Origin of the sequence: Thermoanaerobaculum aquaticum (assembly GCF_000687145.1) — a bacterium.
Classification (GTDB): Bacteria; Acidobacteriota; Thermoanaerobaculia; order Thermoanaerobaculales; family Thermoanaerobaculaceae; genus Thermoanaerobaculum; species Thermoanaerobaculum aquaticum.
Window position 1 is genome coordinate 51,827 of record NZ_JMFG01000006.1, and the last position, 22,535, is coordinate 74,361.

At 63.8% G+C, this 22,535-nt stretch carries 23 protein-coding genes; 14 read left to right on the forward strand and 9 right to left on the reverse strand.

What is annotated here, in order from left to right:
• Nucleotides 1-48: 48 nt before the first annotated feature.
• Genes EG19_RS02520 through EG19_RS02535 form a run of 4 tightly spaced genes read left to right on the forward strand, consistent with a single transcriptional unit; the run spans nt 49 to nt 4,112 of the window.
• Nucleotides 49-1,698, forward strand: a complete 1,650-nt coding sequence (locus tag EG19_RS02520; RefSeq protein WP_081799856.1) for an amidohydrolase — start codon at nt 49-51, stop codon at nt 1,696-1,698.
• Between the two features lie 5 nt (nt 1,699-1,703).
• Entirely contained in the window at nt 1,704-2,420 is a 717-nt protein-coding gene (locus EG19_RS02525; RefSeq protein ID WP_038047116.1) for a protein-L-isoaspartate(D-aspartate) O-methyltransferase, read from the forward strand.
• A 33-nt stretch (nt 2,421-2,453) separates the two neighbouring features.
• The gene (locus tag EG19_RS02530; RefSeq protein WP_038047119.1) at nt 2,454-3,446 is read left to right on the forward strand and encodes an FHA domain-containing protein; all 993 of its coding nucleotides are present in this window, start codon (nt 2,454-2,456) and stop codon (nt 3,444-3,446) included.
• A gap of 30 nt (nt 3,447-3,476) precedes the next feature.
• Nucleotides 3,477-4,112 carry a PP2C family protein-serine/threonine phosphatase gene (locus tag EG19_RS02535; protein WP_038047122.1) on the forward strand — a complete coding sequence of 212 codons (636 nt, stop codon included), beginning with the start codon at nt 3,477-3,479 and terminating at the stop codon, nt 4,110-4,112.
• A gap of 39 nt (nt 4,113-4,151) precedes the next feature.
• Here EG19_RS02535 and EG19_RS02540 read toward each other — a convergent pair whose 3' ends face one another.
• On the reverse strand, nt 4,152-4,886 hold the full coding sequence (locus EG19_RS02540) for a hypothetical protein (RefSeq protein WP_038047125.1): 735 nt from the start codon (nt 4,884-4,886) through the stop codon (nt 4,152-4,154).
• A 174-nt stretch (nt 4,887-5,060) separates the two neighbouring features.
• Nucleotides 5,061-5,501: a hypothetical protein gene (locus EG19_RS02545; RefSeq protein WP_152543862.1), complete on the reverse strand. Its 441-nt coding sequence runs from the start codon at nt 5,499-5,501 to the stop codon at nt 5,061-5,063.
• 151 nt (nt 5,502-5,652) lie between these two features.
• Here EG19_RS02545 and EG19_RS02550 point away from each other — a divergent pair, with 151 nt between their 5' ends.
• From EG19_RS02550 to ispH, 3 genes are read left to right on the forward strand one after another with little or no spacing between them, the layout of a single operon-like run.
• On the forward strand, nt 5,653-7,425 hold the full coding sequence (locus EG19_RS02550; RefSeq protein WP_053334788.1) for a M20/M25/M40 family metallo-hydrolase: 1,773 nt from the start codon (nt 5,653-5,655) through the stop codon (nt 7,423-7,425).
• Nucleotides 7,425-8,621: a chorismate synthase gene (gene aroC / locus EG19_RS02555; RefSeq protein ID WP_038047130.1), complete on the forward strand. Its 1,197-nt coding sequence runs from the start codon at nt 7,425-7,427 to the stop codon at nt 8,619-8,621. The genes EG19_RS02550 and aroC overlap by 1 nt, the downstream gene beginning before the upstream one ends.
• Before the next feature lie 16 nt (nt 8,622-8,637).
• The gene (ispH, locus tag EG19_RS02560) at nt 8,638-9,501 is read left to right on the forward strand and encodes a 4-hydroxy-3-methylbut-2-enyl diphosphate reductase (protein WP_038047295.1); all 864 of its coding nucleotides are present in this window, start codon (nt 8,638-8,640) and stop codon (nt 9,499-9,501) included.
• Here the strand turns inward: ispH and sfsA are convergent.
• A complete protein-coding gene (sfsA, locus tag EG19_RS02565; protein ID WP_038047297.1) occupies nt 9,498-10,205 on the reverse strand; it encodes a DNA/RNA nuclease SfsA in 708 nt (235 codons plus the stop codon). The two genes, ispH and sfsA, sit on opposite strands and share 4 nt — an antisense overlap.
• Nucleotides 10,206-10,331: 126 nt before the next feature.
• On the opposite strand from sfsA, the gene rpmE reads away from it, so the two are divergent.
• The 4 genes from rpmE to prmC all read left to right on the forward strand — a co-directional run bounded on the left by rpmE (nt 10,332) and on the right by prmC (nt 12,929).
• Nucleotides 10,332-10,535: a 50S ribosomal protein L31 gene (gene rpmE, locus EG19_RS02570; protein WP_038047133.1), complete on the forward strand. Its 204-nt coding sequence runs from the start codon at nt 10,332-10,334 to the stop codon at nt 10,533-10,535.
• A 63-nt stretch (nt 10,536-10,598) separates the two neighbouring features.
• Nucleotides 10,599-11,687, forward strand: a complete 1,089-nt coding sequence (gene prfA, locus EG19_RS02575) for a peptide chain release factor 1 (protein ID WP_038047299.1) — start codon at nt 10,599-10,601, stop codon at nt 11,685-11,687.
• Nucleotides 11,684-12,106 (forward strand): hypothetical protein, encoded by a 423-nt coding sequence (locus EG19_RS02580; RefSeq protein ID WP_038047135.1) that lies wholly within the window; start codon nt 11,684-11,686, stop codon nt 12,104-12,106. Before prfA ends, EG19_RS02580 begins: the two co-directional genes overlap by 4 nt.
• Complete coding sequence (prmC, locus tag EG19_RS02585) at nt 12,093-12,929, forward strand: peptide chain release factor N(5)-glutamine methyltransferase (RefSeq protein WP_053334791.1); 837 nt, start codon at nt 12,093-12,095, stop codon at nt 12,927-12,929. The genes EG19_RS02580 and prmC overlap by 14 nt, the downstream gene beginning before the upstream one ends.
• Nucleotides 12,930-12,935: 6 nt before the next feature.
• Here prmC and EG19_RS02590 read toward each other — a convergent pair whose 3' ends face one another.
• Both EG19_RS02590 and EG19_RS02595 read right to left on the reverse strand, forming a co-directional pair.
• A complete protein-coding gene (locus EG19_RS02590) occupies nt 12,936-13,709 on the reverse strand; it encodes an aminotransferase class IV (RefSeq protein ID WP_152543863.1) in 774 nt (257 codons plus the stop codon).
• A 23-nt stretch (nt 13,710-13,732) separates the two neighbouring features.
• A complete protein-coding gene (locus EG19_RS02595; protein WP_152543864.1) occupies nt 13,733-14,794 on the reverse strand; it encodes an anthranilate synthase component I family protein in 1,062 nt (353 codons plus the stop codon).
• Between the two features lie 116 nt (nt 14,795-14,910).
• On the opposite strand from EG19_RS02595, the gene EG19_RS02600 reads away from it, so the two are divergent.
• Nucleotides 14,911-15,609 carry a hypothetical protein gene (locus tag EG19_RS02600; protein ID WP_038047140.1) on the forward strand — a complete coding sequence of 233 codons (699 nt, stop codon included), beginning with the start codon at nt 14,911-14,913 and terminating at the stop codon, nt 15,607-15,609.
• Between the two features lie 253 nt (nt 15,610-15,862).
• The gene (locus EG19_RS02605) at nt 15,863-16,561 is read left to right on the forward strand and encodes a hypothetical protein (RefSeq protein WP_152543865.1); all 699 of its coding nucleotides are present in this window, start codon (nt 15,863-15,865) and stop codon (nt 16,559-16,561) included.
• An 86-nt stretch (nt 16,562-16,647) separates the two neighbouring features.
• Here the strand turns inward: EG19_RS02605 and EG19_RS02610 are convergent, their stop codons facing one another.
• From EG19_RS02610 to EG19_RS02620, 4 genes are read right to left on the reverse strand one after another with little or no spacing between them, the layout of a single operon-like run.
• Entirely contained in the window at nt 16,648-17,886 is a 1,239-nt protein-coding gene (locus EG19_RS02610; protein ID WP_053334793.1) for an ABC transporter permease, read from the reverse strand.
• On the reverse strand, nt 17,883-19,115 hold the full coding sequence (locus tag EG19_RS12240) for an ABC transporter permease (RefSeq protein ID WP_053334794.1): 1,233 nt from the start codon (nt 19,113-19,115) through the stop codon (nt 17,883-17,885). The genes EG19_RS02610 and EG19_RS12240 overlap by 4 nt, the downstream gene beginning before the upstream one ends.
• Nucleotides 19,112-19,807, reverse strand: a complete 696-nt coding sequence (locus EG19_RS02615) for an ABC transporter ATP-binding protein (RefSeq protein WP_038047146.1) — start codon at nt 19,805-19,807, stop codon at nt 19,112-19,114. The genes EG19_RS12240 and EG19_RS02615 overlap by 4 nt, the downstream gene beginning before the upstream one ends.
• Nucleotides 19,808-19,809: 2 nt before the next feature.
• Nucleotides 19,810-20,979, reverse strand: coding sequence for an efflux RND transporter periplasmic adaptor subunit (locus EG19_RS02620; RefSeq protein ID WP_038047148.1), 1,170 nt, complete (start codon nt 20,977-20,979; stop codon nt 19,810-19,812).
• 169 nt (nt 20,980-21,148) lie between these two features.
• Here EG19_RS02620 and EG19_RS02625 point away from each other — a divergent pair, with 169 nt between their 5' ends.
• Entirely contained in the window at nt 21,149-22,519 is a 1,371-nt protein-coding gene (locus EG19_RS02625) for a NapC/NirT family cytochrome c (RefSeq protein WP_038047149.1), read from the forward strand.
• Nucleotides 22,520-22,535 lie beyond the last annotated feature (16 nt).

Sequence of the window (22,535 nt, forward strand, 5' to 3'; positions counted from 1 at the left end):
AAAGCTTAGGGGTTTGCAAGGGCGTGGAGCAAGGGGTACAGTGAAGAGGTGCGAGCTGGTTTTTGGGTGTTTATGCTGCTTTTAACAACTGCCTGCGGAAGTCCCCCTCCGGTGGACCGTTTGCTGGTAGGTGGCACCGTGCACCTTCCCGAAGGGGCCCGGCGCGTGGAGATAGCCGTCAAGGACGGCAAGATCGTGGCCCTGGTGCCGCCAAGCCAGGCCCGGTCCTGGCAAAAGAAGGCCAAGGAGGTGGTCAACCTCGCCGGAGCCCACGTGTACCCGGGTTTTACCGAAAGCCACGGCCACCTCACCGGCTTTGGCTTGGCCCTGGAAACCGTGGATCTCACGGGCAGCCCGAGCTTTCAGGAGGTGGTGCGGCGCCTTTCGGCAAAAGCCGCTGACCTTCCCCGGGGGAGCTGGGTCCTGGCCCGGGGTTGGGACCAGAACCTCTGGCCGGAAAAGAGCTTCCCCCACCACCGGGAGCTTTCCCAGGCGCTGCCTGAGCATCCGGTGCTGGCCCGGAGGGTGGACGGCCACGCCATCCTGGTGAACCAGAAAGCCCTGGAGCTGGCCGGTATCAGCGCCGCCACCCCGGACCCGCCAGGGGGGCAAATCCTTCGGGATGAAAAAGGCCAACCCACCGGCGTGCTGGTGGATGCCGCCACCGATCTGGTGGAAAGGATCCTCCCCGCGCCCAGCCCGGAAGACCTCGCCCGCCGGCAGCTCAAGGCCGCAGAGAAGCTCGCCGCTTTAGGTTTTACCGCCTTCCACGACGCCGGAACCGGAAGCAGCGAGCTTGCCTCCTTACGGAAGCTCGCCCAGAGCGGGAAGCTTCCCATCCGCGTGTACGTCATGCTGGACGGCAGCAACCCGGAGCTTCTCGCCCAGGAGTTTGCCAGGGGCATCCAGCGGGACGAAAGGGGCATGCTCACCGTTCGGGCGGTGAAGCTTTACGCCGACGGGGCTTTGGGCTCCCGCGGGGCGTGGCTTTCCCAACCCTATAGCGACGCCCCGGGGCACGTGGGCCTGGCGGTGACGCCGGTGGCCAAGCTCAAGGAGATCGTGGCGCGCATTGCGGCGGCCGGTTTTCAGCCCTGCATCCACGCCATTGGTGATGAAGCGGTGCACCAGGTTTTGAACGTGTACCAGGAGGTTTTGGCCGCTAAAACCGCCTCCCTGCGCCCCAGAATCGAACACGCTCAAATCGTGCGGCCGGAGGACGTCCCACGCTTTGCCCAGCTGGGGGTCATTGCTTCGGTGCAGCCCACCCACTGCACCTCGGACATGCCCTGGGCTCCCTCCCGCCTGGGACCCGAACGCATCCTCTGGGCCTACCGCTGGCGTTCCCTGCTTTCGGCAGGGGCTCGCCTGTGTTTGGGCTCCGACGTTCCCGTGGAAAACCCCGATCCCCGCTTGGGGCTCTGGGCGGCCATGACCCGCAAAACCCCGCAAAACCAGCCCGAGGAAGGTTGGAACCCGGAAGAGCGGCTCTCGCCGGCGGAAGCCATTGCCGGCTTCACCGAGTGGGCGGCTTACGCGGCTTTTGAGGAAGAAAAGCGGGGGCAAATTGCCCCCGGGTTTTTCGCGGACCTCACGATTTTTGATCGGGCCTTGGAGGAGGATGCGGTGCTTTCGGCCCGCCTGCTGCGCACGGTGGTGGGTGGGGCCGACGTTTTCGTGGCCAGAGGTGGGCCGTGACGAGGATGTGGGTGATTTGGCCTTTGGCGCTTTTGGGCATCTTTGGCAGCTGCGGCAACGACGGCAAGAAGCCCCAGGACGATGCCCGATGGGCGGCGGTGCGGGCGGCCATGGTGCAAACGCAAATTGCCGCCCGCGGGGTGAAGGACGAGCGTGTGCTTTCGGCCCTCCGGGAGGTGCCCCGCCACCTCTTCGTTCCCGAGGAGTTCCGCGACCAGGCCTACGAGGATCACCCGCTGCCCATTGGCGAAGGGCAAACCATCTCGCAGCCCTACATCGTGGGGCTCATGACCGAGCTGCTGCAGGTCAAACCGGGAGACAAGGTGCTGGAAGTGGGCACCGGCTCCGGCTACCAAGCGGCGGTGCTTGCCGCCATGGGCTGCCAGGTGTTTACCATCGAAATTCGCCCCACCCTGGCTGCGCAGGCGGCGGAAAGGCTCAAGCGCCTGGGTTACGCCAACGTGCAGGTGCGGGTGGGGGACGGGTACCGGGGCTGGCCGGAGGAAGCGCCTTTTGCCGGAATTATCGTCACCGCCGCTCCGGAAAAGATCCCGCAGCCGTTGCTCCAGCAGCTGGCGGTGGGGGGGCGGCTGGTGATCCCCGTGGGCTCCTTTTACCAGCAGCTCAAGGTCATTACCCGTGAAGCCGAGGGGTACAGCGAAAAGGACGTGATTCCCGTTCGCTTTGTGCCCATGGCTGGGGAGGTGGAGCGCACCCCGTGAGCATCCACCCGGGCTTCCCGCATTTGGCCGGTCATGCTTAGGCTCGCCATCACCCTTCCCGACGGTTCCACCGCTGAGCGTGCGTTCCTCACCGGCCCGGTCACCGTGGGGCGGGCGGAGGACGTCACGCTTTCCCTCAAAGACCTTTCGCTTTCCCGCCGCCACGCCCTCTTTGAACCGGGGCCCCACGGCTGGACCGTCCAGGATTTGGGCTCCCGCAACGGCACCTTCGTTAACGGTCACCGTCTCACAGGGCCCCAAGCCCTCCGGATGGGCGACGCCCTGCAGCTGGGTCAGGTGCGCATCCAGGTGCTGGAGTGCGGCGCGCCGGCGGAGGTTTCCGACCGGGAAATAGGCGAAACCACGCTTCTAAAGCCTGTAGCCAAAGTGCTCAAGGACAGCGGCGTGGACGCCTTGCCGGTCACCGCTGAAGCTTCCAAGGAGACGCTGCACCGGTACGCCGAAAGGCTGTCGCTTTTGGCCAAGGTGCATGAGGCCCTGGCCTCGCAGGTCACGGAAGAGGGGCTTTTGACGCTGGTTTTGGACCAGATTTTCGACCAACTCCACCCCGACCAGGCCGCCATTTTCCTCAAAGGGGAGGACGGCTCCTTTGCGTGCGCCGCCAGCCGCTGCCAAAAGGACTGCTACGACAAGCTTTTGCTTTCCCGCTCGCTGGTAAGGGAGGTGGTGGACAAAAAAGCCGCAGCGCTGGTGGTGGATGCCTTCACCGACGCCCGCTTCCAGCAGGCCATGAGCTTGCGTGCAGTGGGGGTGCGCAGTATTCTGGCCGTTCCCCTGCTCACCGAGGACGTGGCTCTGGGGCTTTTAGTGTGCGCCTCCCGCCTGGCGGTGCGCAGCTTCACCCAGGAGGACTTGGAGTTTGTGGTGCCCCTGGCTTCGGTGGCAGCCATGCGCCTGCGCAACCTGCGTCTGGCCCTGGAGGCTGCGGAAAAGAAACGCCTGGAGCAAGAGCTGGCGCTGGCCCGGCGCATTCAGGTGGGGCTGTTCCGGGAGGAAATCCCCTAGCTTCCCGGCTACGCCATCCTGGGGGGAAACGTGCCTTCCCGGGTGGTTTCCGGGGACTTTTACCAGCTTTTAAGCTCGGACAACGGCTGTACAGCGCTGGTGGCTGACGTGTCGGGCAAAGGCATTGGCGCCGCGCTGCTGGCGGCCTCCCTGGAAGCCCTCTTCGCCGGCCCCTTGCACCTCAACCTCCCGCCCTCCGAAGTGTGCAACCGGGTATCGCAGCTTTTTTACGCCCGCACCGATGCCAGCAAGTTTGCCACTGCTTTTTTGGCGCAGCTGGACGCTGCTTCCGGGGTGGTGACCTATTGCAACGCCGGCCACTGCCCGGCGGTGCTGGTGACCGCGCCAGGGGAGGTCAAAGCCTTAACGTCCACCGGCCCACCCCTGGGGATGTTTGCCGATCAACAGTACAGCCAGGAGCAGGTGGCCCTCCAGCCCGGGGACACGCTGGTGCTTTACAGCGACGGGGTCACGGAAACCACCGACGCCCACGGCGAAGAGTTTGGGCTGGAGCGGTTTTCCGAGCTTCTCCGGTCCTACCGAACCCTGCCTCTGGAAGACCTCTGGGAGCAGGTAGAGCAGGAGCTTTCCACGTACTCCCAAAGCCCCACCCCCGGCGACGACCGCACCCTGGTGTTTATCCGCAGGGAAACCAAGCCGGCGTAAGCCGGTTTTGTGGCTGTCGCTTGGATTTCTCGATGACCGCTAGCGGGACCCGGCAGGCCTCTGTGGCCAATGGAGGGAAGCCGCACCGGAACGGCTGTCCACCACCGAAGCTAACAGGAAAAACGGCGCGCTGCCGCTGGCTTCAATGCGGGCCGCTTCCGCCCTTTGCACGCCAAAGCTCAACAGCACGTCGTCCAACGGCAAAAGCCCCCCCGGGGCCAGGCCGTAGGTTTGCTCACCGTAAACCTCACCCCGCTCCCCCACCACCCGCAGCCGCACGGTAGCCCCTTCCGGACCCGGGCAAAACAGCAGCACGTTGGTGCGGAACTGGGCGCTTCGCCGCAAACCGGTGAGGTGCACCACCTCCCCGCGGCGCACCGCCTCCTGCCGCGACAGCGCCGGGATCACCTGCCCTGAGGAAACCCGCCCGGAAGCGTTGTAAATGCGGGCCGCCACCACCACCCCCGGGGAAACCACAAAGCGCAACGCCCCCAGCTCTCCCTGCGGTACCAAATCCGTGTACACCGCGGAAGCAAAACCCGCAAGCTCCTCGATGCGCTCCGGCTCCTGCCGCAAAAGCTCGGCGTTGCCCTGGCCTGCTGGCAGGAACACCACGCCCCAGTGGGCCACAGAACCGGTGGTGTTCACCACCCAAACCTCGGTGTTCCACCACGCCCCTTCCTGCCCCTGCTTTTGCACCGCCACCGGCACGAAAAGCTCTTCAGCCGACAGCGCGGTGGCCAAAAGCAGGCCCGCAAGGGAAGTGATCCGCATCACCCATCATCCTAAGCCCTCCCCACCCCCGATGCAAGGACCACGTTTTCACGTGCCAAGTCACTTATGCGGTGCGCAGCTCCCGAGCTTTTTTCAACAAGTAGCCAGCACGGCTACTGCCAGCTTTCTTAACTCGTTGCAAACGGGCGCAACTATCGCCTCACGCCGCGCCCATCAATCCGGGGTGACGGTGAAGCGCACGCGGACCTTGCGGGCGTGGCGGAGGCCAAACTGGGAGGTGGGGAACACCGCGTTTACCAGCTGGTGGACCTTGCCGTCGTCCAGCTCCAACACCCCGCGAAACCCGTCAATGACCTCGTTTTTGCCGTCCAGAAGCTCCACCAGATAGTGGAGGTTGTAATCGTGACCGGTGGGGTTGGAAAACTCCACCTGGAAAAACAAAAGCTGGTGGTAGCTGGGGTCAAAGTACCAGTCCCTGTTGGGCACCGGGCCTGGGTGCTTGTCCAAGAGCCAACGGTGCAGGGTCACCGGCGGCTCGGAGGCCTCCAGCGTCATCCAGGAGCCCAATTTTAGGGGCACTTCTTTACGGGTTTCCCCGTAAGCCACAAGGCTTTGGGTGAGCAATAAAGCCAGGACAAAACGAACCAGCCGCATATGGTCCTCCTTTTTTAAAAAGGCTACCACAGGCCTGGGGTTTGCGAAACAGCGTTGCAGGCTCAGCACAACCACAATCGCCTGCCGAGCGGCTTTGGATACCCCGTTCTCGCCGGCGATGCTGGTGGATTAAACTCCCCGTGGAGGGTGCATGAAAAAGCTTCCGTTTCTTGCGCTTCTTTTGGCCGCAGGCCTTGCGGTTGCTGCGGATCTCCCCAGCCTCCGGAGGGATGTGTACTTCCTGGCTTCCTCCGGGCTAGAGGGGCGGCGGGCGGGAAGCGTGGGGGCGCAGGTGGCCGCCTCCTACATTGCCCAGCGCTTTGCCGCTCTAGGGCTTTCTCCAGCCGGGGAGGAGGGCAGCTTTTTCCAGCCTTTTACCTTTGTGGCCAACGTCACCCCGGGGCCTGCAAACGCCTTGAGCTTTTCCGGGGCCGTGACGCTACAAGCCCAACCCCAGGAGTTTGCCCCTGTGCCCTTTTCCGCATCCGGGGAAGCGGAAGGCGAAGTGGTGTTCGTGGGCTACGGGATTTCCGCGCCGGAGGCCGGCTACGACGACTACCAAGGCGTGGACGTGAAGGGCAAGGTGGCGCTTTTGTTGCGCTTTTCCCCCGCGGGAGACGACCCTTCCTCCCCCTTTGCGCCTTACCTGCCGCTGCGCCGTAAGGTTTCCGACGCGGTGGCCAAAGGTGCGGCTGCGGTGCTCATCGCCACCGGTCCCGCCTCCAAGGAGTCCGGGGAGCCGGTGAAGGTGCCCTTTGATTACTCCTTTGCCGATGCCGGGGTGCCGGTGATGGCCATTGCCACGCCTCTGGCCGAGCGCTTGTTTGCCGGCCAGGGTTTTACCCTGCGGGAGTTGCAGGAGCGCATGGACTCCCGCCGCGAGCCGGCTTCCCGGCCGCTTCCGGTGACCGCCCGCATCAAAGCCGACCTTCAGCCAGAGCGGCGGCAAACGGCCAACGTTTTAGCTATGCTGCCGGGCACCGACCCCGTGGTGGGCCACGAGCTGGTGGTGGTGGGAGCCCATTACGACCACCTGGGCTTTGGTGGCCCGGGAAGCAACTCCCTAGCACCCGACGTGCGCGCTGTGCACAACGGCGCCGATGACAACGCCTCCGGTGTGGCAGCGCTTTTGGAAATTGCCCGCCAGCTGGCCGCTCATCCGCCCAGGCGCTCGGTGCTGTTTGTGTCCTTTGGCGCTGAGGAGCTGGGGCTTTTGGGCTCCTCGTACCTGCTCCAGCACTTCCCCCTGCCCAAGGATTGGGTGGTGGCCATGGTGAACCTGGATATGGTGGGAAGACCAAAGAAAGGTCCAGCCCTTACCGTGGGCGGCTACGGCACCGCCAAGGAATGGGCGGAGCTCATCCCCAAGCTCAACCGCAACCACCACCTCAAGCTCACCACTTCCGCCGGTGGCTACGGCGCTTCCGACCACTCCAGCTTTTACAGCGCCGGCATTCCCGTGCTGTTCTTCTTCACCGGTGCCCACGAGGACTACCACAGGCCCAGCGACGACGCGGAAAAGCTCAACTACCCGGGCTTTGCCAGGGTGGTGCAGTTTGCCACCGACACCGTCCGGGCGGTGGCCAACCTCCCCGAGCGGCCCACTTATCAAAAAGTGGCGCAGGAAGAAGGTCCCCGCCGCAGCTTCAAGGTGCGCACCGGACTTATCCCCGAGTACGGTTGGGAAGGGCGAGGGGTTAAGGTGTCCGGGGTGCGTGGCGGATCGGCGGCGGAAAAGGCCGGCCTGCAAGCGGGGGACGTGGTGATCAAGGTGGGCGAGCGGGTGGTGCACAACATTTACGACTACATGTACGCCCTGGGCGACCACCTTCCCGGCGAAACCGTGCCGTTTACCGTCCAGCGAGGGGAACAAACGCTGACCTTGCCGGTAACTTTCGAAGCCGGGGGCGGAGGCAAGAGCTAATGCTTTCCCTTATCACCGCCGGGGAGTCCCACGGCCCTGAGCTTTTGGCGGTGCTTTCCGGTTTGCCTTCGGGCTTGCGCCTTTCCCGGGAAGCCATTGACCGGGAGCTGGCCCGCCGCCAGCACGGTTTTGGCCGTGGAGGTCGCCAAAAAATCGAAAAGGACCAGGTGGAGGTGCGGGCCGGCCTCCGCAACGGAGTCACCCTGGGCTCGCCGTTGGTGCTCGCCATCCGCAACCGGGACTTTGAAAACTGGGCGAAGATCATGGACCCTTGGGAAACCGACCCGGCGCAAGCCGCGCGTCGGCAGGTCACTGCCCCGCGGCCGGGGCACGCCGATCTTGCCGGTGCCTGGAAGTTCAACCACCGGGAGGACCTCCGCAACGTCCTGGAGCGGGCCTCGGCGCGGGAAACCGCGGCGCGGGTGGCCGCAGGGGCGGTGTGTAAGCAGTTCTTGGCCAACTTCGGGGTGGAGGTTCGCTCGGGGGTGTTGGCCCTTGGGGAAAAGGTGCTGCACCCAGGGCCCCCTTCCTTTGAGCTTTTGGCCCAGGTGGACGACCACTCCCCCCTGCGCACGCCCTTTCCGGAAAAAGAGGCGGAGCTTGTGGCTTACGTGGAAGCCGTCAAACACCAGGGCGACACCCTGGGCGGCATCGTTGGGGTGGTGGCCCGGGGCGTTCCCCCGGGCTTGGGCTCCTACACCCAGTGGGACGAGCGCTTGGACGGACAGCTGGCGCAAGCCGTCATGGCGGTGCAAGCGGTGAAATCGGTGGTGATCGGAGCGGGTTGGGAGGTGGCGTTGGGGCCGGGTTCCAAAGCCCACGACCCCATCGTGCCCGGCACCCGGGGCCTGCGCCGCAGCTCCAACCACGCCGGTGGTCTGGAGGGGGGAGTCACCAACGGCGAGGACATCGTGCTGCGGGCGGCCATGAAGCCCATTTCCACCCTCCGGGAGCCCCTGCCTTCCGTGGATTTGGCCACGCTGGAAGCAAGACCGGCCGCTTACGAGCGTTCGGACGTGACCGCAGTTCCCGCTTTAGGTGTGATCCTGGAAAACGTGGTGGCCTTTGTGTTGGCGCGGGCGTTCCTCGCCAAGTTTGGTGGAGACCACATGGACGACGTCCGGGCTTCCTTCGAAGCCTACCAAAAGCGGCTGGCCGGCTGGGGCCCGGAAGCTTTTTTGACGCCAAACTGTTAGCCGAGGCGGTATGGGTGTGAAGATCAAGCGCGCGGAAAAGTACGGGTTTTGCTCCGGGGTAAGGGTGGCCGACATCAAAGTGCGCCGGTTTGCCCAAAGCGGCGGAAAAGCCGCCATCCTCGGTCAAGTGGTCCACAACGAGCGGGTGGTCGCGGACCTCGAAAAGCTGGGCGTTCGCACCGTGCAGCGTATGGAGGAGGCCACCGAGCCGGTCATTGTGTTTTCCGCCCACGGAGTGCCGCCTTCCTTCCATCAAAAGGCCCGGGAGCTGGGCCTGGAAATCCTGGACACCACCTGCAAGTTCGTGTACGACATCCATAAAGAAGCCAAGCGCGCCCTGGAAGCCGGCATGCATTTGGTTTTTATCGGGGAACGTCGCCACCGGGAGGTCATTGGTTACACCCACGACCTGGACCCCGCCTGCTACCACGTGATTCAAAGCCTGGAGGAAGCCCGGGCCGTGGACTGGCGCCAGTTTCCGGCTATCAAGATCCTGTACCAGACCACCCTCAACGCCGAAGACTTCGAAGAGGTGGTGCGGTACATCGAAAGCCAAAACCCCAACACCCACCGGGCCGACACCATTTGCTACGCCACCAAGGAAAACCAGGACGCCGCCCGCAAGCTGGCCCAGGATCCGGAGGTGGACCTGGTTTTGGTCATTGGCGGCAAAAACTCCGCCAACACCCGGCATCTTTTTGAGATTTGCCAGCGCTTTAAACCCACCTACCTCATCCAAGGTGCGGAAAACTTGCGCCCCGAATGGTTTGACAACGTTCGCTGCGTGGGCATCACCGCCGGTGCTTCCACCCCCGATTACGTGGTGGCGGAAGTGGAGGACGCCATCCGCCAGCTCACGGAAGCGGCTGCCGTCCGCTAGCCCGCAGGCTGCAACACCACCGGTAGCGGCCGCGCGGGCCTGAGCTCCTCGAGGCTTGCCGCCACCTCCACCGCTGCAAACACCACGCCGGCTTGCGCCGCCTCCCAGGCAGCCCGGGCGTAATGGGGATCCACCTCCGCTGCCGCCCGCACCCGCAGGCTGTCGGTTCGCTGCACCACGTACACCACCGCCGTGCGCTCCCCACCTGCCGCCAGCTCTGCCAAAAGCCGCAGGTGCTTGGCCCCGCGGGCCGTCACCGCATCGGGAAACAGCGCCTCGCCGCCCTCCACCATGGTGATGTTTTTGACCTCCACCCAGAAAACACCGCGTCGGTCCACCAGCTGCAGGTCCAGCCGGCTCCCAGGGGCGGGGACCACCTCTCGCCGTACGGAAAACGGCCGGTTAAGACCGGGAAGCAAAAGCAGGTTGGAGGTCAGCGCTTCCTCCGCCAAGCGCATGGCCCGCAGGGTGTTGACCCCAACCAGCGTGCTTCCCACCTCCACAATCTCCAGGCGAAACCGCAGCTTCCCCGAAACCGTGGGCAAAAGCCAGCAGCGGCGGCCCGGGTGAAAAACGCCGGTGAGCCTGCCGGAGTTGGGGACATGGACCACCACCTCCTGGCCGTCGTTCAGCCGCACGTCGGCCAAAAACCGCTGGTACCTTCGCAGGAGGACGCCTTCCACCAAAGGCTTTTCAAAGCGCACGGGCCAGTGTAACCCAGCGGCAGCCGCCGTTCCGAGCCAAGGCCAGAACGCCAAGTTGCGCGTTTGCATCCTTGGCGCGAGGCTGCTACACTCACCATCCCACCGCGAGGTGGGCCGGGAGGTGTTATGAAAGAGGGAATTCATCCACCGTACTACGAGGTGGAGGTGCACTGCGCGTGCGGGAACACCTGGAAAACCCGCTCCACCAAAAAGGAGCTGCGGCTGGAAATTTGCTCGGCGTGCCACCCGCTGTTCACCGGCAAGCAGAAGTTCGTGGACTCCGCCGGTATGGTGGAGCGCTTCCAGCGCCGTTACGGCAAGAAGCAGTAACGGGACGGAAAGCTCGAGCGTCAGGGCGGCGGTGTGACCCTGGCGCTCGTGGTGTTTTTACCCATGAACGACCTTCTCCCCAAGCTTGAGGAAATCGAAAGGACCTTCCAGGGCCTGCAAGAAGAGCAGGCTTCCCCCGAGGTTTTGGCCAACCCCGAGCGCCTGGCCGAGCTTTCCCGCAAGGTGGCGGAGCTGGCGCCGGTGGTGGAGTCCATCCGCGCCTACCGCAGCTTGCGGGAAAGGCAAGCGCAAGCCAGGGCCATGCTGGCCGAGGAAAAGGACCCCGAGCTTCTGGCGCTGGCCGAGGAGGAGCTTTCCCAGGTGAACGAGGCGCTGGAGCAAGCGGAAGCCGAGCTCAAGCTCATGCTCCTCCCCGCCGATCCCCACGACAGCCGCAACGTCATCCTTGAGGTTCGCGCCGGCACCGGCGGACAGGAAGCTGCGCTTTTTGCCGGCGAGCTTTTGCGCATGTATTTGCGGTACGCGGAGGCCAAGGGCTGGAAGGCAACCATTACCGAGCTTTCCGAGGCCGACCTGGGCGGGGTGAAAGAAGCGGTGGTGCTCATCGAGGGACGGGGCGCCTACTCCCGCTTGAAGTACGAGTCCGGCGTCCACCGGGTGCAAAGGGTGCCGGTCACCGAGGCTTCTGGCCGCATCCACACCTCAGCAGCCACGGTGGCGGTGCTCCCGGAAGCCGAGGACGTGGAAATCCAAATTGACCCCAAGGAGCTGCGCATTGACACCTTTTGCTCGTCGGGCCATGGCGGTCAATCGGTGAATACCACGTATTCGGCGGTGCGCATCACCCACCTCCCCACCGGCATTGCCGTTTCCTGCCAGGATGAGCGCTCGCAAATTCAAAACCGCGCCAAGGCCATGCGCATCTTGAAATCCCGGCTTCTGGAAATCAAACAGCGGGAGCAGCAGGAAGCTTTGGCAGCACAGCGGCGCTCGCAGGTGGGCACCGGGGACCGCTCGGAAAAGATCCGCACCTACAACTTCCCCCAGTCCCGGGTCACCGACCACCGCATTGGCCTCACCGTGTACCGTCTGCAGGAGGTTTTGGACGGGGAGCTGGACCTCATCCTCGACCCGCTCATCGCCCACTTCCAGGCCGAGCGCTTGAAGGAAGAGCTTGCCGCTTCGGCATGAAACCCTGGAAAAACCTCCGCATCTTGCAGGAAGGAAAGTTCGTCTTGGGGGCCGCCGCCGCCGGCTGCGTGGTAGGCGCGGTGGCTGCGCTCATGGTGCCGCCGCTCCCCTGGGTGACGCCGCCCCTTTCCCCGGCTGCACAGGTAACCGTGCGCATCGCCCACGGGGTGGGGTTGGGGTGGTGGGCCGGCCTGTTTTGGGCTGTCTTTGCCGTGCTCCTGGCCCGCTCCCAACCGCAACGACCCGAGGTTTCCGCCTTGCCCACGCTGGGGCTCTGGGCAGCAGCGGCGGGGCTTTTTACGCTGGCGGTTTTTGTGCTCTTTGGCTTTTCCGCCCAGGTGAGCTTGCTTTCCAGCTTGATACTGGCGCTGATTGCCACCCGCGTGGGCCTTTTTTGGGCTTGTCGTGACCATCGCTGAGCTTTTGGCCGAAGCTCGAGCGCTGCTCAAACCCCGGGAGGGGATGCTCTTCCCCGAACGGGAAGCCCGGGCCTTTTTGGCCTGGCTTTTAGGCAAGGACGAGGCCTTCGTGCTGGCCCACCCCGAGCACCAGGTCCCCGAAGCGCTCGTCATCCGCTTTCGGGAAATGGTGGCGCGGCGGGGAAAGGGCGAGCCGTTTCACCTCATCGTGGGCTTTTGCCCCTTTTTTGGCCGGGAGTTTGCGGTGGCCCCTGGGGTCCTCATCCCCCGGCCGGAAACCGAGCTTTTGCTCAGCGCGGTGTTGCGCCTGCCGCTTCCCCCCCACCCCAGGGTCCTGGATGTGGGCACCGGCTCCGGGGTGCTGGCGGTGAGCTTGAAATGCGAGCTCCCCAAGGCCACGGTGGTGGCCAGCGACGTTTCCTGGCAAGCCCTGCACCTTGCCCGCAAAAACGCGGACAAACACCAGGTCACCATTGGATTGGCCCTCGCCCATTTGGCCAGCGCCTGGCGGGGCCCCTTTGACCTGGTGGTGGCCAACCTCCCCTACCTTCCCGAGGCCATGCGCCACCGCTTGCCGCCGGAGCTTGCCTTTGAGGATCCCCGGGCGCTTTTTGCGGGAGAGAACGGGCTTACTCTGGTGCGGTCTTTGATCCAGGATTTGCCCCGCCTTCTGGAGGCCCGCGGCTTTGCCGCCCTGGAGCTGGGGGAAGGGCAAGCCTCTGTCCTGATCTCGGCGCTCCCTCCCCAGCTGGAGCCACAGGATGTGGTGTACGACCTCCGCGGCGTGGAGAGAGTTTTGCTGCTGCGGAAAAAGCAGCGCTAACGCGAGCTAGCGATTGCCCGGCACCGGCAGGTTTCCCCCTTGGAAAACCTTGAAAAGCTCAGCAGGAAAGGGCAAAGGCTGGCCATTAATGGCGCGTACCGGCACAACCCCGGAAAGGGACGACGTGAGAAACGCGCCCCCGCAGGCCAAAAGCTCATCCAGGTGAAAGCGAGCTTCCCGCACCGGCCATCCCCGCTCCCGCAGGAACGCCATGCAGTAGCCGCGCAGCACGCCGGGGAGGGCCAGGGGCGGGGCGGGAGGGGTGAGCACCTCACCGTCAAAAACCGCAAAGATGTTGGCGGTGGCGGTTTCCCGCACCACCCGCTCGTGAGCGTAAAACAAAACCCCGTCAAAACCTGCGGCGAGCGCCTGACGGTGCAAAACCTGGGCGGGCCCCACGCTGGTGGTCTTGTGGGGGGTCAAAGGGTGAGCCGGGAGCAAAGCGGTGGTCAGGTGCGCGCCGCGTTCCCGCAGCGTTCGTGGCACGGAAAAGCGCGTGGCCCAGACCACCGCTGCGCGCCGCGGGTAAAACCACACCACCCGCAGCGCCGCCGGGCCGGAAGCCAAACCGCACGCCAAAAGCAAGCGCCGGACCGCGCCCTCATCGGCCAACTCTGGGGAACTGGCAAACAGCTCCTGGGCCGAGCGGGAAAAACGCGCAGCATGCGCCTGCCACAAGAGCGGCTGGCCGTCCTGGCAGCCCACGGTCTCGTAAAGCCCCAGGCCCTGGTACACCTCCTGCGGGCGAAACCGTGCGATGCCCCGAGTTTCTGCCCACATGCGGCGTCCTACCAGCAGAAAGCTCAACTCTCCACCCCCAGCGCTTGAAACCAGCTTCGCACCTTTTCCCGGGTTTCCTGCTCTTCCCGCTGGGGCTCGGAATCCCAAACGATGCCGGCCCCGGCATGGAAGTAAAGCCTTCCGCCCGCCACATACCCGGTGCGGATGGGCATGGCCAAGGTAAAGTCACCGCTCGCTTGAAAAACCCCAAAGGCGCCACAATACACGCTACGAGGCACCGGCTCCAGCTCAGCAATACGCTGGCAGGCCGCCAGCTTCGGCGCGCCGGTGACGCTGCCCCCGGGGAAGGTAGTCTGCAGCAAGTCCCGAAGGCTTGTGCCTTCCCGCAGCTCGCCGCGCACCACTGCTTCCCGGTGCACCACGTCCCGGGTTTGCACCGGCCGCCACGGCGCAACCACCTGCACGCTCCCGGGCTCACACACCCGCCCCAGGTCGTGGCGCACCAGATCCACGATCATGGCCAGCTCCGCTTGCTCTTTTTCTCCTGCCCTGGCTGGTTGCTCCCCCCACCAGGTGCCCTTAATTGGCCAGCTTTCCACCACCTGCCCCTGGCGTTTGAGGAAAAGCTCAGGGGAAAGACCCAAAAGCGCCCAACCCTGCTCCTGGTCCTGGAGGAAAAAGGAAAAACGCGGTGGGAGCTCACCGGCGAGCTGCTGGAAAAGACCGGCGGGATCGCCCGAAAACTCAACCTCCCAGCGGCGGGTGAGGTTGACCTGGTACACCTCCCCCGCGCCAATGGCGTCCCGGATCGCCTCCACCCCCTGGCAAAACTCCTGCGAACTCAAAGAGCAATGTAGCGAGTCTCCGGGGGCAAAAGACTGCGGTTGGTTTTCTTCAACATCCTGCAAATCCACCAACGCCCACCAGGCCAGCGGCAGCGGGGCAGGCTCTTGGCAAACGGCCACCAGCGGGTCCAGGTACGGCGCAAACTCGTAAGCCAAAAAACCCAGGGCCACGTGCGACCCACTGGTGAGTTCCCTCTCCAAAACCGTTACCAGATCATCCACCGCCGTTTGTCTTCCGGCTGCCTCGTAAGACCCCTGCCCATCCCGAACGTACAGCACCGCCGCAGGCTCCGCCCGTAAGACGCGCCCCCTACCCCCAAACCCCGGCCCCAATCCAAACCGAACCCGCACAGCAAAATCCTCTCACAGTCGCACCTTGAGGCAAGGAGGGTAAAATGCGCGCTTGGACAAGGTTCGTGCTGGTGCTTGGGCTTTTGGTGGCTCCCGCCTTCACTTGCGAAATTCGGGTGGGCGGCGACCCTATCCAGAAGGAGTACTACCTGTCCGTCCCGTTTTTTCGTCAAGCATGCGACCTCTGCTGTGCCGCTGCTGCCATTCAGATGCTTCAGGGGTACTGTCAGCAGCCTCTGCAAGGTCAATTAGAGATCCTAGGGCTGATCGGGGGCTCGCCGGCCGGCGGTGCGTGGTGGCCCCAAATTGCCGACGGGGTCAACCGACTCACGTGCTTCAGTGGAGCAAGCGTTTCCTATTACGGTGCCGGCGATCCCCTTCAGCTTGAGCTAGCGGTCACGGAACAAATTGCCAGCGTTGTCTGGTACTCCCCCCACCGGCCCGTGCTCCCGCAAGCACCCTTAAACCATGTGGGTGTGCTGGTAGGGGGCAGCGCCGTGGAGTCGGGTCTCAAACTGTGGTGGAACTCGGTTCTTTACCACGATCCTGCGTCCGGACCGCAGCCCTTACCCGCGCACGAGTGGCTAAGCAGAAATTGGTTCAACCAAGAAGACTGGGCACTTGTGCAAATTGTTCCCAAGGGCGTGCAGCTGCCCGTGGCCCAAAGCCTGTGGGAGGAGTACCGCGGTTATGTGGAGTTGTGGGACGGCGAGGGCTTCGAGCCGCCCTTTGAAAACCTTTAGGAGGGTTGCCATGAAAGCTTACGTGTTTTGGACTTGTTTGGTTGCCGTTTCCGCCTTCGGGCAACAGCCTGACTATTGCCCGCCGCCGATGGCGAAAGAGTGGGCGGCAAAAAAAGCAGCTATCCTGAAAGCAAGAAAGGGTGATAAGCATTACCTTCCCAAACCTTTCCCCAAAACCGAAGAGGATTTTCGGGTAGATGTTCGGTACTCGTGGTTCAAGTGGTTTTATCCTTTTGCCAAGAAAGAAAGCGACGTGCGCGCGGAGGACCGGGAGATTTTCTCGGCGCTTATTACAGACGCCTTCGATGTGGAAATCATCCCTGTCATCAACTGGCGCGGGACGATTTGCCAAGACAAGCTTTACCTGGTGAGGCTTTACCGGCAAGCCGCGCCAACGCAAGCGCGCTTCGCCCCGGAAAACTTTCTGGCCTCCATCCGGCTAGATGAGACCGGCGAAGTCGCGGGCTACGCTTACTTTCCCAAGGAGCTTGGGTTTCTTGGGCAAAAGGGCAACAGGACAACCCTGGAGGATCGCCTCAAGCTCTGGCCCCAAGACTTTCGTGAACACGAGGGGCGGGTGAAGCGAAAGTTTGGGTTGGATGCGCGCGCGGTTGGCTACGTTGCCATTGTGCTTCCGGGCGACTACTGCGACGTGATTAACCCTTGCGTGCTTTTGGATGTCCAGGGCCAGCGTTACCTTTACTTGGTCCACTGGATACCGGAAAGGGAAAGGCTTTACAAGCTCGATGCCAACCCGAGACTTGTAACCCGCGAGGAAGTTGAGGCCCTAGGAGGGGAACGCCCTGACCCGTCTGTAGTGTTTCACAAGCTCTTCCAGCAGACGGGGCGGTGGCCAGCACCTTGGGGCTACGACTCTCGGGGGAAACCGTTGTTGATCCTGCTGGAGGAAGGTGTACCACCGCGCCTTGGCGAAGAAAACGAAAAACCGTAACAGCAGGCTCAGTGCGCAAGCGAAAGCGGAAAAGTGGCCGGGGGTTTGCCCACGGGCAGCCTCCGGCATTTTTTGAATGGCGGAGTTTACCCCCGCATGGCTTCGACCGGGCTTAAGCGGGAGGCCTGGCGGGCCGGCCAGAGGCCGGAGAAAAAGCCCACAGCCACCGCAAAACCAAAAGCAAAGGCTAGGCCCGCGGGGGAAGGGGGCAAACCCGCCTCGAAGGCGCTGGAAGCCATGCGGGTCACCAGAAGCCCCAAAATGACCCCCGAGGCAGCGCCCAAAAGCGAAAGGGATGTGGACTCGGCCAGCACCTGGGTGAGGATCGCTTGATCGGAAGCGCCAATGGCCTTGCGGAGGCCAATTTCGTAAAGCCTTTCCGCCAGGGAAATGCGCAAAACCGAGTAAATCCCCACGCCACCCACCAGCAGGGAAATGCCGGCAATGGCAGCAAGCACGATGGTCCAGTTGCGTAGGATCACGCGGATTTCCTTTTCCGCCCGCAACATTTCGTCGGCAACGTTTTCCACCTCGAAGTCGTCAATGCGGTTGTGGGAGCGGCGGATGATCCTTTCGATTTCCGCCTTCACCGCTGCCAACTTGTCCTTGCGGTCGGTGCGCACGGTGATGAGGTTGACCTCTTGCCCGCCGGATAGGTAGGCGCGAAAGGCCGAAAGCGGAATGAGGATGCCCTCCATTTCCCGCCGGGTCCAGCCGGAGTTGGCAAAGCGGTTGCCCAGTCTCTCTTCCACGCCAATCACCTGAAACGGCACGTCCCCCACCTTGACGGTTTTCCCCACCGGGTTTTCATGGCCAAAGAGGCTGGTGGCCAGCTCCGCCCCCAGCACCGCCACCCGGCGGGCAGCTTCTTCGTCCCCCTGGTGGAAGAACCTGCCGCGTTGCACCTGGCGGTCGTGCACCTGGGCGTAGGAAGCGGTGACCGCGTACACCTGCACCCGCTTGGACACGCTTCCGGCCTGCACCACGCGATCGGCAAGCCGTACTGCCGCCACCGCCGCGAGACTCTCGCCCTCGCTGGCCAACGCCTGGGAGTCCCGCAGGGCCAACCCCCGGCTTTGAAACGCCTTCTTTTGCCCCAAAAGCGACTGCGGCCGCTGGGCGCTCACGAACATCACGCCGTCAAAGCCCAGGCCCCGCACCCCCGACCACACCGCTTCCCGCACCCCGGCCATGAGCGTCATGAGCACCACCATTGCCGCGGTGCCCAGGGTGACACCGGTAAGGGTAAGCCCCGAGCGCAGTTTATGCGCCCACACTTCCACCAGAGCCGAGCGAAGGCTTTCGGAAAGGGAAAGCCGCATCATTCGTACCTCAACGCCACCACTGGATCCAGGCGGGCGGCCTTCCAGGCGGGGTACAAGCCAAAAACCACCGCCACGCTCACCGCGCACCCCACCGCGGCCAGGATCATGGTGGGGGTGAGCACCGCCACCTGGTCCAAGAGGTAAGCCATGCCATGGACAAAGGCCACACCTAAAACCAAACCCAAAAACCCGCCCAGGCCGTTGACGATGATGGTCTCCACCAGGAACTGGATGAGCACGTGGCTGCCCTTGGCGCCGATGGCCTTGCGGATCCCCACTTCCCGCATGCGCTCGGTAAACGACGCCAGCATGATGTTGGCCACCACGATGCCGCCCACCAACAGCGAGATAAGCCCGCAAACCAAAAAGGTGATGTCGTAAATTCTGCCCTGCTGCTCCATCTGCTCAATTTGGTCCTTGCGGTCGAAGATTTGAAAGTCCTCCACCCCGTGGCGGGCAAGGAGCAGGTTGCGGAGGGCAGGGACCGCGGTTTTGTGGGCCTCGGGCGAGGCAAGCCGCAAGGCAATTTCATCCACCCGGCTGCTCCCGGCCCCCAGGTAGCGGCGGGTCAAGGTGGTGGCTGGTACAAGGATGAGCTCGTTCATCCACCACAGGGCGTTCCAGGAATCGGCGCGGTTCCAGTAAAACTCCCGAAAGGCCAAAACTCCCACCACCACCAGCGAGTGATCCCCCACCCGGAGGGTCTTGCCCAGGGGATCGCCGGAGCCAAAGAACTCCCGGGCCCGTTCCGCCCCCAACACACACACCGGTGCGCCGGTGAGCAAATCCTCGGCGGTAATGGGGCGGCCGCGGGCCAGGCGCAGCTCGTTGAACTCGGCCCACCCTGGGGTGATACCGGTGACCGTGTAGCGCCGCTGGACTAGCGGTGAGCTCACCCAAAGCCGCTGACGCACGGCGGTTTCCACCAGGTCGAAGCCGGAAACCTTCGCAGCAATGGCTTGCGCGTCCTCCAGGGTGAGCCCCTTGCTGGCCCGCTGTCTGGCGGAAAGGCGGGTGGCGTCCACCGGCTTGGCGTACACGCGGACCTTGAGGGTGCCGCCGGTTTCCTGCCAAAACTCCATGGATTTGGCCCTTTGCCCCGCCGAAAGGCCCAAGGTAGCGACCACTGAGGCCACGCCCAAAACCACACCCACGGTTTGCAGCGCGGTGCGGGCCCCGTAAGCCCGCACGTCAGCCAGGGCATCGGCCACGATTTCCAGAAACCTCAAGGCTCGCTCCGCACGTCCTCGGCAATGCGCCCGTCCACCAGCCGCACCAAGCGACGGGCGTGGGACGCCACCTGCGGGTCATGGGTCACCAGGATCACGGTTTGCCCCTGGGCGTTGATTTCGTCAAAAAGCGCCATGACCTCCGCCCCGGTTTGCTGGTCCAGGTTGCCGGTGGGTTCGTCGGCCAAAAGCACCGCCGGGTTGGTGACCAGCGCCCGGGCAATGGCCGCCCGCTGACGCTGGCCCCCCGAAAGCTGGGAAGGGTAGTGCTTGGCGCGGTCCGCAAGCCCCATGCGGGCCAGCATGCTCAAGGCCCGCTCCCGCCTTTCGCTGCGCGGCACCCCGCCGTAAAGCAGCGGCAGCTCCACGTTGCGGAGGATGGAAGCGCGCGGCAGCAAGTTAAACGCCTGAAAGACAAAACCCACAAAGCGGTTGCGGATTTCCGCTAAGCGGCCGGGTGGGAGGTTGGCCACCTCTTCGCCGGCCAGGCGGTAGGAACCGCGGGTGGGGTTGTCGAGACAACCCAGGATGTGCATGAGCGTGGATTTACCTGACCCCGAAGGGCCCATGATGGCCACGTACTCGCCGCGGTTGACCTGCAAATCCACCCCGCGCAGCGCCTGCACCTCCACCCCGCCGTTGTAAACCTTCCAGATGCCGGAAAGCTCAATGAGCGGGCTCCCCTCAGCCATGGTTAGGACTCCTTCTTCTTGGGACGGGTGGGATCCTCCAGGGCCACTTCTTCGCCGGCGGTAAGACCGGAAACCACGTGCACCCGGGAAAGCGAGGCAATGCCGGTTTCCACCACCCTTTCCTCAAACCAGAACTTCCACGCCTCGGGGCTGGGTGTGGCCTTGGGTTTGGGGGCTTTGCCTTCGGTGACGGTCTTGCGCACGTACACGATGTCCTTGTCGTCTTTACGGAACACCGCTTCCACCGGCACGGTGAGGACCCCGCTTGCTTTTTCACCCAGGATCTTGACGTTGGCGGTCATGCCGGTGCGCAGCTCCTTGCCCTGGGCGTCCAGCACCACCTCCACGTCGTACACCTTCACGTCCCGGTCCAGCCGCGCTGCTGGAGCAATGCGCGAGACCTTGCCGGTGAACTTGGCCTTGGGAAAGGCGTCCAGCGTTACCTCCACGGGAGCGCCTACCGCCACCTTGCCAATGTCCACCTCCGAAACCCCGGCCTTCACGATCATGCGGGAAAGGTCGGCCACGGTGGCAATGACGGTGCCGGCGTTAAAGGACCCCGCGCCGGTAACCGCCTCCCCCAGCTCCACCGGCCGGCGAATCACCACGCCGTCCATGGGGGAGAGGATGTGCAGCACCTGCTGGGGATTGGTGGAAAGCGGCACGCCGGAAGACTCCACGATCTTGGCCTTTTCCCGCGCCGCTTCCAGCGCTTCCTTGGCTTGCTTGTAGCGGGTTTCCGCCGCCCGATGGACCTCCAGGGAAACGAGACCCGCCTTCAACAGCTCGTCCTTGGCCAGGAAGTCCTTTTCCGCATCGGCAAACTCGATTTCCTGCTGGGCCACAGCCCGGCGCACCGCCGCCAGGGTTTGCGCTTGGTTCACGTCCGGCTCGATGGCGGCAATAAGATCGCCCTTTTTCACCGCGTCCCCTTCCCGCACCGGCAGCGCCACCACCTTTCCCGAAAGAGCCGATTTCACGTCCACCTTCACCTCAGGCTCCACGGTGCCGACCTCCACCACCTCCACCTGCACGTCGGCTACCTCTGCTTTGCCCACCGGCACCGGGGGATCCGCGGAAAGCTTGCTATCCGTTCGCCGGGAGGCCACCACCGCCGCGGTGGCCCCCACCGCCAAAACGCCCACCAGGACCCACTTTGCCTTTCTGCTCATGCTCCCTCCACCGACACCTCCCTATACGAAAGCTGAGCGACGGATGTTCTTTGGGCGGCGAGCTAGCTTCCCTGGGGAAGAAGCGAATGAAAAGTCCTATGAAATACGACTTCTCCTTGACAAATACCCCGCGCGAGGCTAGGGTAAACGCCATGATACGGAGGTAACCATGAAAGCGATCCCGCTTACATGCGTGCTTTCCTTTACCCTGGCAGCTGGAACCAGCTTTGGACAGGGGCAGGTGAAGGCCGGTGATGAGGCGCTGGGTGCTTTCCCTTACGACGGGTTCGAGCGCCCCCAGGCGTGCGCCACCTGCCACGTGGACATTGCCCGCCAGTACGAGCAAGCCATGATGTCGCAGGCGTACACCCATCACTGGGATGAGATCGAGTACTTCGAGCTGGCCCTCCCCCATGCCGAAAAGGAACCCAAGGTGGCCGGCGTCAAAGCCGGCTGCAACGGCTGCCACGCACCGTTTTCGTTTTTAGCTGGCGATATTCCCCCCAAGCGGCCCAGCGAGAACACCCGGGCAAACGAAAGCGTGTCCTGCGACCTCTGCCACACCATCACCGGCTTTGCCGGCGACACGCCCTTCAACTACAACTACATCGTTTCCCCCGGCAAGGTGAAGTACGGGCCGCGGCCGGGGTTGGTGAGCCCCCACCATGAAACCCGGGAATCGCCGTTCTTGCGTTCCGCCGAGTTTTGCGGCACCTGTCACAACGAAAAGAGCCCCTTTGACGTGTGGGTGAAGGCCACGCACCTGGAATGGAAGGAAGGGCCCCACGGCAAGGCCGGCATCGTTTGCCAGGACTGCCACATGCCCAAAGCTCCCGGCCGCTCGGCCCGCATGGGTGAGGAGCTCCCCGACGTGCGCCAGCACCTGTTCCACGGCGCGCACGATCCCGGCAAGCTGGCTGGCGTCATCGAGGTCCGCATTCACCCCGAGGTGCGGGAAGCCGAGCCGGGGGAAACCGTGAAGCTCACCGCCACGGTGGTGAACGCCAAAGCCGGACACAGGGTCCCCTCGGGTTCCGCGGAAGAACGCATGTTGTGGCTGCACGTGGAGGCCATCGACAGCAAGGGCAAGGTGTACCACCTGCCGGTGGACGCCAAGGGCTTTGCCGGCGAGGAGTACACCATTGCTTCGGCCACCGCCCTGGCTTACCAGGATATTGGCGACATCAAGGGCATCCCCAACTTCCCCGGCCTCCTGCGGGACGGTACCTATCCACACCTCTCCCCAGGGGACCGCATCTTCCGCTTGCCCTACTTTGACCCCAAAGGCAGGCAAACCATTGCTCAGTGGAACACCGCTTCTCTAGGCACCGATTACCGTTTGGCACCGCTGGCGGCGGTGAACGAGACCTTTACCTTTAAGCTCCCCCAGGGCATCCCCCCGGGTCCTGTGACCGTGCGGGCCACCGTTTACTACTCGCGTCTGGTTTCGTCGGTGGCCGAGTTCCTCAAGGTGCCCGCTGACGAAAGTCAAGAAATCCTCATCAACAGCCACGAAACGCGGTTTACGGTTTTGCCTTAAAAAAGAAAGGAGAACC